This window comes from Luteimonas fraxinea, from assembly GCF_021233355.1.
Lineage (GTDB): Bacteria > Pseudomonadota > Gammaproteobacteria > Xanthomonadales > Xanthomonadaceae > Luteimonas > Luteimonas fraxinea.
In genome coordinates this window covers 791044-805346 of record NZ_CP089507.1, presented here as the reverse complement: position 1 = coordinate 805346, position 14303 = coordinate 791044, and the positions used below count along the sequence as shown (strand labels likewise).

The following is a 14303-nucleotide window of genomic DNA, read 5'->3' as shown; positions in this document are numbered from 1 at the left end:
GTGAGCCTAGGGCCGTGCGGCAGGTCTTTGGACGTGCCACACGTCATGCGGCGCGAACGCGTCAGCGGGTTCTCCGCGCCGCGCCAAGCTCAACGCCAGTCGAGGACGACCTTGCCCGACTTGCCCGATTCCATCAGGTCGAAGCCTTTCTGGAATTCGTCGGCCGGCAGCTGGTGGCTGAGCACCTTGCCGAGCGGGAAACCCGACAGCACGAGCTGGGTCATCTTGTACCAGGTCTCGTACATCTTCCGGCCGTAGATGCCCTGCACGGTGAGGCCCTTGAAGATGATGCGGTCCCAGTCGATACCGGCGCCCTTGGGCAGGATGCCGAGCAGCGCGACCTTGCCGCCGTGGTACATGCAATCGAGCATGTCGTTGAACGCGGCCGGGTTGCCGCTCATCTCCAGGCCCACGTCGAAGCCCTCCATGTGGAGGTCCTTCATGACGTCCTTGAGCGAGGTGTTGGACACGTTGACCACGCGCGTGGCGCCCATGTCGGCGGCCAGCTTGAGGCGGAAATCGTTGACGTCGGTGACCACCACGTTGCGCGCGCCGATGTGCTTGCAGATGCCCGCGGCCATCACGCCGATCGGACCGGCGCCGGTGATCAGCACGTCCTCGCCGACGACGTCGAATTCCAGCGCGCAGTGCGCGGCGTTGCCGTAGGGATCGAAGAACGCGGCCAGTTCGCTCGGAATCTGGTCGGGGATAGGCCACAGATTGGTTGCCGGCATCACCACGTATTCGGCGAACGCGCCGTTGCGGGTGACGCCGATGCCGACGGTGTTCGGACACAGGTGCGGCTTGCCGGCGCGGCAGTTGCGGCAATGGCCGCAGACCAGGTGACCCTCAGCCGAGACGCGCTGACCGACTTCATAGCCGGTGACCGCCGAGCCCAGCTCGACGATGCGTCCGACGAATTCATGGCCGATGACCAGACCCGGCGTGATCGTGCGCTGGCTCCACTCGTCCCACAGGTAGATGTGCAGGTCGGTGCCGCAGATCGCGGCCTTCTCGACGCGGATCAGCACGTCGTTCGGGCCGGGCGCCGGCACCGGCACTTCGGCCATCCAGATGCCTTTTGTCGCGTCGCGCTTGACCAGCGCCTTCATTGTCTGGGCCATGTGTCGTGTCTGCGGATGCCGGAAAGAGCCGGCGATTATACGGCGCGGCCCCGTCGCGGCCGTGCTGCACCCGCACGTCAGCCAGCCGGCGTTGGCCTGCGCCGGGCGGGCGGGTTGGCTAGACTTGGCCCCCCGTCACGATCCACAGGACCACCATGCGCCATCCGTTACTGGCCGCGACGCTGCTGGGCGTCTTCTTCAGTTGCAGTGCGCCAGGGGTGGTGGCGGGCGAGGGCATGTGGGTGCCGCAACAGTTGCCCGACATCGCGCCGGCGCTGCGCAAGGCCGGTTTGAAGCTGGATCCGAACCGCCTGGCCGATCTGACCGGCGACCCGCTGGGCGCCGTGGTCTCGCTCGGCGGCTGTACCGCGAGCTTCGTCTCGTCGCAGGGTCTGGTGCTGACCAACCACCACTGCGCCTACGGCGCGATCCAGCTGAATTCGACCCCCGAGAACAACCTGATGCGCGACGGCTTCAATGCCGCGGCGATCGGTGACGAGATCTCAGCCGGCCCGAATGCGCGCATCTACGCGCTCGACAGCATCCAGGACGTCACCGCCGAAGTCCGCGCCGCGATCGACGCCGCGCCCGACGGCCTGGCCCGTACGACCGCGCTCGACACGATCGAGAAGACCCTCGTTGCGCGTTGCGAAGCCGATGCCGCGTACCGCTGCCGTCTTTACAGCTTCCTCGGCGGCAACAGCTACCGGCTGTTCCGCAACCTCGAAATCCGCGACGTGCGCCTAGTCTACGCGCCGGCGGGCGGCATCGGCAGCTTCGGCGGCGATGTCGACAACTGGATGTGGCCGCGCCACACCGGTGACTTCGCGTTCTACCGCGCCTATGTCGGCCGCGATGGTCGCCCGGCCGAGTATGCGCAGGACAACATTCCCTACACCCCGCAGCGTTTCCTGCGCCTGGCCGACAAGCCGCTGCGCGAGAACGATTTCGTCATGGTCGCCGGCTATCCGGGCCGCACCAGCCGCTACGCGTTCGCCGACGAGTTCTCCGAAACCGTCGCCTGGCGCTACCCGCAGATCGGCCGTCATTACCGCGCGCTGATCGATCTGGTCGAAGCGCGTGGCAAGGAAGACCCCGAGATCGACGTGCGCTACGCCAGCGCGGTGCGCGGCTGGCAGAACACGCTGAAGAACTATGAAGGCCAGTTGCAGGGCTTCGAGCGCATCGGCGCGCTGGCGCGCAAGCAGTCCGAGGAAGCGGCAGTGCTCGAATGGCTGCGCAGCCGCGGCGGCGATGGCGCGGCCGCGCTCGATGCGCACGCGAAGATCGTCGCGCTCGATGCACAGGCCAAGGCCACGCGCGAGCGAGATCTGGTGCTGTCGCTGCTCGACAACAGCGGCCTGCTGTCGACCGCCAATCGTCTGTACCGGCTGTCGATGGAGAAGGAAAAGCCTGATTCGATGCGTGAGCAGGGCTACCAGCAGCGCGACCTGCCGTCGATCGAAGGCGGCCTCAAGCAGATGGACCGCCGCTTCGTGCCGGCGATGGACCGTGAACTCACGCGCTATGCGTTGCTGCAGTACATCCAGCTGCCGCCCGAGCAGCGCATCCAGGCGATCGACACCTGGCTGGGCGGCAACGACGCGGCGGCGATCGACCGCGCGTTGGACCGGCTGCAGCGCAGCACGCTGGCCAACAGCGATGAACGCCTGAAGTGGTTCGCTGCCGACCGCCACGAATTCCTGCGCAGTCGCGACCCGGCGTTGATGTACGCCGCCGCGGTGACGCAGGAACTGCTGCAGATCGAACTCGCGTCCAAGGCCCGTGCTGGCGATCTGCTGCAACTGCGCCCGACCTATCTGCAGGCCGTCGCCGATTACCGCGCCGGCCGCAAGGAAGCCGTGTATCCCGACGCGAATTCCTCGCTGCGCATCACCTTCGGCAACGTCGTGGGTTACACCAATCTTGCCGGCGCGCAGCAGACCCCGTTCACGCGTCTGGAAGAGATTCCGCCCAAGGCAACCGGCACCGAGCCCTTCGACGCGCCCAAGGCGCAGCTCGATGCGATCGCCGCCCGCCGTGACGGCGGTCTGGCCGATCGCCGCCTGCGCAGCGTGCCGGTGAACTTCCTGTCCGACCTCGACGTGACCGGCGGCAACTCCGGCTCGCCCGTGCTCGACGCCGACGGTCGCCTGACCGGCCTGCTGTTCGACATGACATGGGAAGCGGTGGTGTCGAACTGGGTGTTCGACCCGGCGATGACGCGCACGATTTCGGTCGACCAGCGCTACATCCGCTGGGTCATGCAGGAAGTCGATCCGGCGCCGCGTCTGCTGCAGGAAATGGGCGCGTCCGCGCGTTGAGCCGTCTGTCCGCGTGCCCCGGTCGTGTGTCCGGGGCGCGCTTGCATGCCCATGCTCGATCTCACTGGCCCGCATGCGAAGGCACTGTGCTTGCGGCGCCACCGCGATCGCCTCCCGTAAACTGACGCGCCGGCATCGCCGGAGCCCCCCATTCGAGGAACCGCGCGATGAGAATCCTGCTCGCCCGCCACGGCGAAACGCCGTGGAATGCCGAAGGCCGTTACCAGGGACAGGAAGACATCCCGCTGTCGGAGGTTGGTGAACGTCAGGCGACGCTGCTGGGCGCGCGTCTGGCCGATGTCCGCATCGATCGCGCAGTCGCCTCGCCGCTGTCGCGCGCCGATCGCACGGCGCGTCTGGCGCTTGGCGAAACACGCGCGTCCACACTGTTGACGGATCCCGGCCTCGCAGAAATCGCCCACGGCACCTGGGAAGGCCTGCTCGCCAGCGAGATCCGCGAGCGCGATCCCGAACGTCTGACTGCCTGGCGCGACGCGCCCGACACTGTGCAGATGCCCGGCGGCGAATCGCTGCAGCAGGTGTTCGACCGCGCTTGGCCCGCATTCGCGCGCGCCGTCGATGGCCTCGGCCCGAACGACACCGCGCTGATCGTCGCCCACGACGCCGTCAACCGCGTGATCCTGTGCCGCGTGCTCGGCATTCCGTTGTCGCGCCTGTGGACGTTCCGCCAGGCGCCGACGACGTTGAACCTGCTCGAAGGCCCGGATGTCGACCATCTCGACGTCGTGCGTCTCAACGATTGCGCGCACCACACCGCATTCTTCGGCGAGGCGGTCCACCGCGCGCTATGAGTGAACCCCGTTCGCTGGCCGACTGGCTGTCGGCGATCGAAGCGCGCCACCCGACCGAAATCGAGATGGGTCTCGACCGTGTCGGCGCGGTCTACGCGCGCATGGACTGCGGCCGTCCCGCGGCGCGGGTAATCACGATTGCCGGCACCAACGGCAAGGGTTCGACGGTGGCGTTCGTCGAATCGGTCGCACGCGCGGCGGGCTGGCGCGTCGGCGCGTACACCTCGCCGCATCTGCTGGCCTACAACGAGCGCGTGCGCATCGATGGCGTGGACGTCGACGACGCCGCGCTGGTCGAGGCGTTCGAGGCGGTCGAGGCCGCGCGCGGTGACACGCCGCTGACTTATTTCGAGACCGGCACGCTGGCCGCGCTGTGGCTGTTCGCGCGCGCTGAGCTGGATCTGGCCGTACTCGAGGTCGGGCTCGGTGGCCGGCTCGATGCGGTCAACATCGTCGAGCCCGACGTTGCGGTGATCACCACGGTCGGCCTCGATCATCAGGACTGGCTCGGGAACGACGTCGAGACGATCGGGCTGGAGAAAGCCGGCATCGCGCGCGCGTGGAAGCCGCTGATCGTCGGCGATACCGATCCGCCGGCCAGCGTGTTGCGGCACGCCTACCGAATCGGCGCGGTCGCGGTCCGGGGTGGCAGCGATTTCCTCTACGCGCCGACGGATTCGGGCACCTGGAACTGGCGCGAGGTCGGCTTCGAAGTCGAGCTGCCGATGCCGACGCTGGCCGCGCCGGTGCAGTTGCGTAATGCCGCCGTTGCGATCGCCGCGATCCGCGCGCTGGATCGCGATCTCGACGATGCCGCGCTCGCCGCCGGAATCGCTGGCGCCACGGTGGCTGGCCGCCTGCAGCGCTTCGAGCGCGACGGCGTGGACGTCGTCGTCGACGTCGCGCACAACCCGCAGGCGGCGCAGGCGCTGGCCGACTGGCTGATCGCCGCGCCGGCGGCTGGGCGCACGGTCGCGGTGTACGCCGCGCTTGCGGACAAGGACGCGCCGGGCGTGGTCGGCGCGCTGGCGCCCTCGATCGCGCACTGGCATCTGGCCGGGTCGACGGTCGCCGGTGCGCGCGGCCAGGACGCCGCCACGCTGCGCGCACGCCTGTCGGAGGTGTTGGACGACGACGTCACCGGGCATGTCGACGTTGCAACGGCGCTGTCTGCCGCGCTCGCCGAGGCCGCGCCCGGCGACCGCGTGCTGGTGTTCGGCACGTTCCACGCCGCGGCGGCCGCTCTACAGGTGTTGCAGGGCAGGCGTTAAGAAGCAGGGCGGGACGGCGCGTATAATTCGCGCGGCAACCCGTGTCCGGATCCCGCATGTCGCCTGCATTGAAACAACGCCTGATCGGCGCCGCCGTGCTGATCGCGCTCGCGGTCATTTTCCTGCCGATGCTGATCAAGGGCCCTGCGCCCGCGAGCGGCCTGCCGGACATGTCCCTCGACGTGCCCGATGCGCCGAATGCCGACTACAAGACCGTCGATCTGCCGCTGATCGCGCCGCCACCGGCGCGCGAAGGTGGCGCTCTCGCCGGTGCGCCGTTGTCGGAAGCCGCGCCTGCAGCGCCGGCGGCCACGCGCCCGGACGGCAGCGCGCTGCCGACCGTTGACACGTCCGAACAGGATAATCCGCTGCCTGCGACCGTCGCCGGCGGCGGTTACGCCGTGCATTACGCCGCGTTCGCCAGCGAAGCGGACGCCGAGGCGATCCTGCGCCAGCTCGGCGAGTCCGGCCTGCGCGGCTATCGCGAGAGCTTTACCCTCAACGGCAAGCCCGCCCAGCGCGTGCGCCTGGGGCCGTATGCCAACCGCGCCGATGCCGAGATCGTCCGCGTGCGCGCAGCGCAGGTCCGCGATGACGTGACCCCGCGGGTTGTCGCGCTCGACGCGGGCACCCGCCCGGACGTACCGCGCCCGGAAACGCCAGCGCCGACGCCGCCTGCACCCGCCGCATCACGCCCGGCAGCTGCACAGACGCCTGCCACGCCGAGCACCGAACAGCTGCCCGAAGAAGCGCCCGCCGCGCGGACGCCTGCACGCACGCCGCCTGCGCAGACGCCGCCGGCTGCCACTCCTGCGACGCCGCCACCGGCACCGCCCACAGCGGCGCCGACGTCCGGCACCGGCTTCATCGTGCAGCTGGGCGCCTTCAGTAATGCGGCCGAAGCCAATCGTCTGCGCGATCGTCTGCGCGGCGCCGGCATCACCGCGTTCACCGATTCGGTCGACACCGACAAGGGCCGCCTGACCCGGGTCAAGGCCGGCCCGGTCGCGTCACGCGGCGAAGCCGACCAGCTCAAGACGCGCGTCCGCAGCGCGGTGGGCGTCGACGGTCTGGTCCGTTCGCACCCCTGACCGGCGCCGAAAAGAAAGCCGTCCCACACTTCACACCGGCGCGTCCGCGCGCCTCAAGCAGAACTGGAAATCGAACATGTGCGGGATCGTCGGGATTGTCGGAACCTCTGAAGTCGCAGCCGCGTTGTACGACGGCCTGACGGTGCTCCAGCACCGCGGGCAGGATGCGGCCGGCATCGCCGTCTCCAGCGGCACGGTGATGCGCGTGCACAAGGGCAACGGCCTGGTGCGCGATGTGTTCGACACCAAGGCAATGGATCTGCTGCAGGGCCGCGTGGGCATCGCGCACTGCCGCTACCCGACGGCCGGCAGCGAAGGTCACGACGAAGCGCAGCCGTTCTACGTCAACTCGCCCTACGGCATCGCGCTCGCCCACAACGGCAACCTGGTCAACACCGACCAGCTGCGCCAGCAGGTGTTCGAGACCGACCGCCGCAACGTCAACACCGACTCGGATTCCGAAGTCCTGCTCAACGTGTTCGCGCATGAGCTCGACCGCGAGAAGGCGTTGACCCCCGAAGCCGCGTTCCGCGCCGTCGAAGGCGTCAATCGTCGCGCCAAGGGCGGTTACGCCGTGGTCGCGACGGTGCTGGGTCTGGGCCTGATCGCGTTCCGCGATCCGCACGGCATCCGCCCGCTGGTGCTGGGCAAGCGCGAGACCGCTGAAGGCACCGAGTACGCGGTGGCGTCGGAATCGGTCGCGCTCGACATCCTCGGTTTCGAACACCTGCGCGACGTCGAGCCGGGCGAGGGCATCGTGATCACGCCGCGTGGCGAACTGCACCACCGCCAGTGCGCGCCGCAGCAGCCGCACGCGCCGTGCATCTTCGAATACGTGTACTTCGCGCGTCCGGACTCGATGATCGAGAACATCTCGGTGCACAAGGCGCGCATGCGCATGGGCGTCACGCTGGGCGAGAAGATCCTGCGCCTGCGTCCCGATCACGACATCGACACGGTGATTCCGATTCCGGACACCTCGCGCGACGCCGCGCTGGAAATTTCCAACACGCTCGGCGTGAAGTACCGCGAGGGCTTCATCAAGAACCGTTACGTCGGCCGCACCTTCATCATGCCGGGGCAGGGCGAGCGCGCGAAGTCGGTCAAGCGCAAGCTCAACCCGATCCCGCTGGAATTCCGCAACCGCGTGGTGCTGCTGGTCGACGATTCGATCGTGCGCGGCACCACGTCCAAGCAGATCGTGCAGATGGCCCGCGACGCCGGCGCCAAGAAGGTCTATCTCGCTTCTGCCGCGCCGCCGGTGCGTCACCCGAACATCTACGGCATCGACATGCCGTCGGTCGACGAACTGGTCGCGCACAACCGCACCGAGAAGGAGATCGAGGAATTCCTCGGTTGCGACTGGCTGATCTACCAGGACCTCGCCGACCTCGAAAGCGCGGTCGCCGGCCCGAAGTTCCCCGAGCGCCGCTTCGACAGTTCCTGCTTCAGCGGTGAATACGTCACCGGCATCGAGGCGGGCTACTTCGAGCGACTGCAGCAGCTGCGCAGCGACGACGCGAAGAAGAAGCGCCGCGCGTGAGCACGGTAGTGGTCGCGGACGCCGCGGATCTGTTCGCGGCCGCGCGCCACTGCCTCGATGCGCGCGATCCCGATGACAAGATCGCGCTGACCGGCGCCTACGCGCGCCGGTTCCGCGAAGGCGCGTTGCCGCTCGACACGAACGCACGCGCCCCGGCGCCGATCGGCATGCCGGGACGCCCCGAGCGCCCGAAACTCGTGCATCCGCGCGAGCTGCCGCGGCGTGGTTTCGGCAGCGACGAAGGCCGTGCGGCTTTCATCCACGCGATCGCGCATATCGAACTCAACGCGATCGATCTCGGCTGGGACGCCGTCTACCGGTTCCGCGATCTGCCCGCCGACTACTACGCCGACTGGGTGTCGGTCGCTGCCGACGAGGCGCGTCATTTCGTGCTGCTGCGCGACCGGCTGCGTGCCCTCGGGTTCGACTACGGCGATTTCGACGCGCACAACGGCCTGTGGGAAATGTGCGAGAAGACCGCGCACGACGGCATGGCGCGCATGGCACTGGTGCCGCGTGTGCTCGAGGCGCGCGGGCTGGACGTCACGCCCGGCATGATCGTGAAGCTGCGCTCGCTCGGCGACCACGAGACCGTCGTCGTGCTCGAAGTGATCCTGCGCGAGGAAGTCGCGCACGTCGCCGCCGGCAGCCGCTGGTTCCGCTGGTTCTGCGCACGCCGCGGTGTGCAGCCCGAGTCGACGTTCCGCGATCTGCTGTCCGAGTACGCGCGCGCCGTGTTGCACGGCCCGTTCAATATCGACGCACGCGCCGCGGCGGGATTCAGCGAAGAGGAACTCGCATCGCTGCAGGCGATCGCCGAACGCTGATCGCTGCACTGCTCCAGCAAGCTGCGATCAGATCGTTGCGGGCAGCGCCGACAGTTCCAGCCGCCCGTCCGCATACGCACGCAACACCGATCCCTGTTCGAACCAGTCGCCGAGCACGATGCGGCGGCAATCGCGGCCGGCAACCTGCAGGTCGTGGATCGCAGGGCGGTGCGTATGGCCGTGGATCATCGTGTCGACGCCATACCGCGTGAACCAGTCCTCGACCGTTGCTGGCGCCACATCGGTGACCGTTTCCATGGTGCCGTCGCCACGCAGCGTGGCCGCGCGCGCCTGGCTGGCATCGCGTGCGTGCTGGGCGAATGCGAGCCGCGCCGGCAGCGGCTGCGCGAGCATGTGCGCCTGCCACGCCGGATTGCGCACCTGGTTGCGCACCGCCTGGTATTCGACATCGCCGGTGCACAGCAGATCGCCGTGGGTCAGCAGCACCGGGCGGCCGTAGAGCGTGATCACCGCAGGGTCGGGCAGCAGTGACATGCCAGCGCGTCGCGCATAGTCGTGGCCGACGAGGAAATCCCGATTGCCGTGCATGAAGGCGACCGGCACGCCGGCGTTCGACAGCGCGGTCAGACGCTCGGCGACCTGCGCGCCGGCCTCGGACGGATCGTCATCGCCGACCCACGACTCGAACAGATCGCCGAGCACGTACAGCGCATCGGCGCCGCGCGCCTCGCCGTCGAGAAACGCGAGGAACAGCGCGGTGATCTCCGGACGCGCCGGATCCAGATGCAGGTCGGAGATGAAAAGCGTCGTCATGGCGCCATTGTAATCCGGCCGCCGGGGCCGGCTGGGCGTGCCGGTTAGAATGCGCGCTGTCCCCGCACCGAGTCCCGCGCATGTCCTGCCGCACCCGTTTCGCCCCCAGTCCCACCGGCTATCTGCACATCGGCGGCGCGCGCACCGCGCTGTACTGCTGGCTGGAGGCGCGGCGTCGCGGCGGCGAGTTCGTGCTGCGCATCGAAGACACCGACCGCGAGCGCAGCACCCAGGCCGCGATCGACGCAATTCTCGAGGCGATGGAGTGGCTGGGCCTGGGTTACGACGAAGGTCCGATCTACCAGACGCACCGTCTGGACCGCTACGCCGAAGTCGCCGAGCAACTGGTCGCCGACGGCAAGGCCTACTACGCCTACGAGTCGAAGGCCGAACTCGATGCGATGCGTGAAGCGGCGATGGCCGCGGGCGACAAGCCCCGCTACAACGGCGCGTATCGCGAACGCAACGAGCCGAAGCGCGACGATTCCAACCGCGTGATCCGCCTGAAGAATCCGCTCGAAGGCACCGTGGTCTGGGAGGACAAGGTCAAGGGCCGCATCGAGATCGCCAACAGCGAACTCGACGACCTGGTGATCTTCCGCCCCGACGGCTACGCGACCTACAACTTCGCCGTCGTCGTCGATGATCTGGACATGGGCATCACCGACGTCGTCCGCGGCGATGACCACGTCAACAACACCCCGCGGCAGATCAACATCTACCGCGCGCTCGGCGCGGAAGTCCCCGCGTTCTCGCACCTGCCGATGATTCTCGACGAGCAGGGCGCGAAGCTGTCCAAGCGCACCGGTGCCGCCGACGTCATGCAGTACCGCGATGCGGGCTATCTGCCGCACGCGTTGCTGAACTATCTCGTGCGTCTGGGCTGGTCGCATGGTGATCAGGAAATCTTCTCGATCACCGAGATGCAGCAGCTGTTCGACCTCAAGGACGTCAACGCCAAGGCCGCGCGCCTCGACATGGCCAAGCTGGGCTGGCTCAACCAGCAGTACCTGAAATCCGATGACCCGGTTGCAGTCGCCGCGCATCTGGAATGGCATCTGCGCAATGACGGCTACGACCTGTCGGCAGGCCCGGCGCCGGCCGATGTCGTCGTCGCGCTGCGCGACCGCGTGCAGACGCTCAAGGAAATGTCCGAGCGCGCGGCGGTCTGGTATCGCCCGATTGCCGCGTATGACGAGAAGGCGGTCGCCAAGCATCTGAAGGTGGAAGCCCGCGCACCGCTGGCCGATGTCCGCGCGCGTTTCGCCGCATTGCCGGACTGGAACGTCGAGGCCATCGACGCGGCGTTCCGCGAGACGGTCGAAACGCTGGGTCTCGGCATGGGCAAGGTCGCGCAGCCGTTGCGTGTCGCGATCACGGGCACGCAGGTGAGTCCGGATATCGGGCATACGGTGTATCTGGCGGGACGCGAGGAAGCGCTGGCGCGGATCGATGTGGTGATCGGGATGATTCCGGAGGGGGACGCGGCCTGAGCCGCGTCGCTCTGGATTCTGTTTCGCGGGTTGCTCTGCTCTTGCGATCGCGCCTGATTACCCATTGCCGACAGTGCTCTGCTTTTCATGAGCCTTGACGTGGCAACGCTGCATAGAAACCCGTAGGGCGCCGCCCATGGATGGGCGGCGTTTTCCGACCGAGGCAGGATGCCGAGTCGGAAAATCCCGGTACGCGTAACGCCGCGGGCTTCGGACGTGTCGGGGAGGCCGTTTTCTTTGGTTCCGTTTCTTTTGGGCCAGCAAAAGAAATGAACCCGCTCGCCGCAAGGCGAGTGGAAGCTGTGGACTTTGCTTCTCGCCGAAGGCGAAGCGCCAACACGCGCAGGCGAAGATCAAACGCTTTCGTCCGCTGACGCGGCCGAGTTCATTTCTTTTGGTGGACGCCAAAAGAAACGGAACCAAAGAAAAACGTCTCCCCGACAAGTCCACAGCCCGCGGCTTGTCGTGCACAGGGATTTTCCGACTCGGCATCCTGCCTCGGTCGGAAAACGCCGCACATCCATGTGCGGCGCCCTCCGGGTTAGCAAGTGCTGCGTGCCGTCGTGGAACAGCAGCGGTCAGCAAGCGTACGGATTCCTGGCGAGTCCCACGCGCGGGGGGCATCGCGAGTCGGACACTGGCCTGAAGCAACCACGTCGAACCTCGCGCGAAGACACCGCCACGCTTGAGTCAGTGCCCCCTCGCACCCATCATGGACGGATGGCCAAGCACGACCACACCTGCACGGATCCGCACCACCACGTCGATGACGCCGCGAGCTTCATCCGGGCGGTGGAGCACGCCTCCAGTGAGCGCGGCCTGCGGCTGACGCCGATCCGCGCGTATGTGCTCGGGTTGATCGCCAAGGCCGGCAAGCCGCTCAAGGCCTACGATCTGCTCGACCAGGTCCGCGAAGGCGACGGTCCTGGCGCGGCTGCGCCCCCGACGGTGTACCGCGCGCTGGATTTCCTGCTGGCCAACGGCTTCATCCACAAGCTGCAGTCGGTCAATGCCTTCGTGGCCTGCCACCACCCCAGCACCGCGCAGCATTCGGTGCCGTTCCTGATCTGCGACCGCTGCCACAGCGCCGTGGAACTGGAAGACGAGGCGGTCGTCGCTTCGCTCGACGAGCGCGCCCGCGCGCTGGGGTTCGTGCCGCAGGCGCAGACGCTGGAAGTGCACGGTCTCTGCGCGCAATGCGCGGACGCTGCCGCGGACTGACCGCAGCGGTCGGAATCGGGTCGCTCAGGCCGCGACAGGCGCGCGGGCATGCAGAGGGGCCTCGCGGATCGGCAGATTGGACGCGGCCGCCAGCAGGGCCAGCGCCATGTCGGCGTACCAGACCCACAGATAGGATCCGGTCTTCGCGACCGCGACGCCGCCCAGCCACGCGCCGAAGAAGGCGCCGGTCTGGTGCGAGAGCAGGGTCAGGCCGAACAGCGTCGCCAGATAGCGCGGCCCGAACAGCTTGCCGACGAGGCCGGCGGTCGGCGGCACGGTCGCCAGCCAGCTCATGCCCAGGCCGATCGCGAACAGCATGAAGGTGGTCGGCGTCGGTGGCGACAGCACGTAGATGAAGATCATCACCGCGCGGCTGATGTAGATCGCGGTCAGCAGCCACTTCATGCGGTAGCGCTGGCCGAGCCAGCCGGCGCCGATGCTGCCGACGATGTTGAACAGACCGATCAGAGACAGCGCCATTGCCGACACACCGGCCGACAGGCCGCACATCGCGATCTCGGTCGGCAGGTGGGTGACCAGAAACGCGATGTGGAAGCCACAGGTGAAGAAGCCCAGGTGCAGCAACCAGTAGCTGCGATCGCGCAGGGCGATGCGCAGTTGCGCGCGTAGGCCGATGTCGTCCGCAATCGGCAGGACAGTCGCACCGGGCGCCGGGGGCGGCAGTTTGCGCCGACGCAAAGGCCAGGCCAGCGGCAGCGTCGCCAGCGCGGTGGCCGCCATCGCCCATGCAGCGGCAGCCCAACCGAATGCACCGATCATCGTGGTCGCGAATGGCGCGTAGAGGAACTGCCCGAACGAGCCGCCGGCATTGACCACGCCCGACGCCATCGAGCGCTTCTCGGCGGGAATCACCCGCGCGGTGCTGCCGATCAGGATCGAGAAACTGCCTGCGCCCGCGCCAGCTGCGCTGATCAGACCGAGCGTCAGCAGCAGGCCCCATTCGGACGCGAAGAACGGCGCGGCCGCCATGCCGGTGATCAGCAGCACGCCGCCGAATACCAGCACGCGGCCACTGCCGCGCTGGTCGGCGATCGCGCCGAACACCGGCTGCACCGCGCCCCAGACGAACTGGCCGACGGCCAGCGCGAAACTGATCGCGGCGATGCCGAGGCCCGTATCCGCGGCAATCGGTTGCACGAACAGGCCCAGCGACTGCCGGATGCCCATCGTGATCATCATCATTGCGGTGGCGGCCAGCACCAGCGGCCACCAGCGCGAGCTGACGGGCGCGCTCATGCCGCGATTTTCCGGGTGACGCGGTCGAGCACCGCGTGCAAACGGCCGACCTCGTCGACACCCATCAGCGCTTCGACCTGCACCTGCGTTGCGCGCCACAACGGCTCGGCCTGTTCGATCACCGCGGCGCCCGGGGCCAGAACTTCGATCCGGCGCTGGCGTGCATCGTCGGGATCGCGCTGCAGGCGTACCCAGCCGGCGGCGACCAGATGCTTGAGGTCGCGGCTGAGCGTGCTGCGCTCCATGCCGAGCGTGGTGGCAAGCTCGCCGACGGTGCGCGGCTGGATCTGCGCACGGCGCAGGATCGCGTACTGGTTGACGTTGAGCCCGGCCGGGGCAAGCGCCTGGTCGTAGCGCTGGGTCATCATCCGGCTCAGCTTGCGCAGCCGGTGGCAGCTGCAGCCGAAGGTGGGGGAATCGAGCGGGTCGGGCGCGGCGTCGGCCATTGCGTGTATCTGCATCGGGTTTTGGATGTATATACACCTAATCCATCGCGAGCGCCGAGGCTGGCGATGCGAGCACGCGACAAGCCCATAAAAAAGCCCCGCACCGGAGACCGGGGCGGG

12 protein-coding genes are annotated in these 14303 nt (G+C 68.0%); 8 read left to right on the top strand and 4 right to left on the bottom strand.

All coding sequences use genetic code 11. The annotated features are described in order from the left end of the window. Positions 1-89: 89 nt before the first annotated feature. Positions 90-1124, bottom strand: coding sequence for an L-threonine 3-dehydrogenase (gene tdh / locus LU699_RS03470; protein ID WP_232134504.1), 1035 nt, complete (start codon positions 1122-1124; stop codon positions 90-92). A 236-nt stretch (positions 1125-1360) separates the two neighbouring features. Between tdh and LU699_RS03465 the strand changes: the two genes are divergently transcribed. The 6 genes from LU699_RS03465 to LU699_RS03440 all read left to right on the top strand — a co-directional run bounded on the left by LU699_RS03465 (position 1361) and on the right by LU699_RS03440 (position 8992). After that, positions 1361-3448: a S46 family peptidase gene (locus LU699_RS03465; protein WP_327058882.1), complete on the top strand. Its 2088-nt coding sequence runs from the start codon at positions 1361-1363 to the stop codon at positions 3446-3448. A gap of 167 nt (positions 3449-3615) precedes the next feature. Continuing rightward, positions 3616-4260, top strand: a complete 645-nt coding sequence (locus tag LU699_RS03460; protein WP_232134506.1) for a histidine phosphatase family protein — start codon at positions 3616-3618, stop codon at positions 4258-4260. Further along, positions 4257-5531 (top strand): bifunctional tetrahydrofolate synthase/dihydrofolate synthase, encoded by a 1275-nt coding sequence (gene folC, locus LU699_RS03455; protein WP_232134507.1) that lies wholly within the window; start codon positions 4257-4259, stop codon positions 5529-5531. Before LU699_RS03460 ends, folC begins: the two co-directional genes overlap by 4 nt. A gap of 56 nt (positions 5532-5587) precedes the next feature. Beyond that, the gene (locus LU699_RS03450) at positions 5588-6622 is read left to right on the top strand and encodes an SPOR domain-containing protein (RefSeq protein ID WP_232134508.1); all 1035 of its coding nucleotides are present in this window, start codon (positions 5588-5590) and stop codon (positions 6620-6622) included. A gap of 76 nt (positions 6623-6698) precedes the next feature. Beyond that, a complete protein-coding gene (purF, locus tag LU699_RS03445; RefSeq protein ID WP_232134509.1) occupies positions 6699-8165 on the top strand; it encodes an amidophosphoribosyltransferase in 1467 nt (488 codons plus the stop codon). Further along, entirely contained in the window at positions 8162-8992 is an 831-nt protein-coding gene (locus LU699_RS03440; protein ID WP_232134510.1) for a ferritin-like domain-containing protein, read from the top strand. Before purF ends, LU699_RS03440 begins: the two co-directional genes overlap by 4 nt. Before the next feature lie 27 nt (positions 8993-9019). Here LU699_RS03440 and lpxH read toward each other — a convergent pair whose 3' ends face one another. Beyond that, complete coding sequence (gene lpxH / locus LU699_RS03435) at positions 9020-9766, bottom strand: UDP-2,3-diacylglucosamine diphosphatase (RefSeq protein ID WP_232134511.1); 747 nt, start codon at positions 9764-9766, stop codon at positions 9020-9022. Positions 9767-9846: 80 nt separating this feature from the next. On the opposite strand from lpxH, the gene gltX reads away from it, so the two are divergent. Continuing rightward, complete coding sequence (gene gltX / locus LU699_RS03430; RefSeq protein WP_232134512.1) at positions 9847-11259, top strand: glutamate--tRNA ligase; 1413 nt, start codon at positions 9847-9849, stop codon at positions 11257-11259. Between the two features lie 720 nt (positions 11260-11979). Further along, positions 11980-12480, top strand: coding sequence for a transcriptional repressor (locus tag LU699_RS03425; RefSeq protein ID WP_232134513.1), 501 nt, complete (start codon positions 11980-11982; stop codon positions 12478-12480). A 24-nt stretch (positions 12481-12504) separates the two neighbouring features. Here LU699_RS03425 and LU699_RS03420 read toward each other — a convergent pair whose 3' ends face one another. Continuing rightward, entirely contained in the window at positions 12505-13737 is a 1233-nt protein-coding gene (locus LU699_RS03420) for an MFS transporter (RefSeq protein ID WP_232134514.1), read from the bottom strand. Beyond that, a complete protein-coding gene (locus LU699_RS03415) occupies positions 13734-14183 on the bottom strand; it encodes a MarR family winged helix-turn-helix transcriptional regulator (RefSeq protein WP_232134515.1) in 450 nt (149 codons plus the stop codon). Before LU699_RS03415 ends, LU699_RS03420 begins: the two co-directional genes overlap by 4 nt. Positions 14184-14303 lie beyond the last annotated feature (120 nt).

Coding starts and splice junctions, on each gene's coding strand:
- LU699_RS03420 (WP_232134514.1), bottom strand. CDS start 13,737: ATGAGCGCGCCCGTCAGCTCGCGCTGGTGGCCGCTGGTGCTGGCCGCC.
- folC (WP_232134507.1), top strand. CDS start 4,257: ATGAGTGAACCCCGTTCGCTGGCCGACTGGCTGTCGGCGATCGAAGCG.
- lpxH (WP_232134511.1), bottom strand. CDS start 9,766: ATGACGACGCTTTTCATCTCCGACCTGCATCTGGATCCGGCGCGTCCG.
- purF (WP_232134509.1), top strand. CDS start 6,699: ATGTGCGGGATCGTCGGGATTGTCGGAACCTCTGAAGTCGCAGCCGCG.
- gltX (WP_232134512.1), top strand. CDS start 9,847: ATGTCCTGCCGCACCCGTTTCGCCCCCAGTCCCACCGGCTATCTGCAC.
- LU699_RS03415 (WP_232134515.1), bottom strand. CDS start 14,183: ATGGCCGACGCCGCGCCCGACCCGCTCGATTCCCCCACCTTCGGCTGC.
- LU699_RS03425 (WP_232134513.1), top strand. CDS start 11,980: ATGGCCAAGCACGACCACACCTGCACGGATCCGCACCACCACGTCGAT.
- LU699_RS03450 (WP_232134508.1), top strand. CDS start 5,588: ATGTCGCCTGCATTGAAACAACGCCTGATCGGCGCCGCCGTGCTGATC.
- LU699_RS03460 (WP_232134506.1), top strand. CDS start 3,616: ATGAGAATCCTGCTCGCCCGCCACGGCGAAACGCCGTGGAATGCCGAA.
- LU699_RS03465 (WP_327058882.1), top strand. CDS start 1,361: ATGTGGGTGCCGCAACAGTTGCCCGACATCGCGCCGGCGCTGCGCAAG.
- tdh (WP_232134504.1), bottom strand. CDS start 1,124: ATGGCCCAGACAATGAAGGCGCTGGTCAAGCGCGACGCGACAAAAGGC.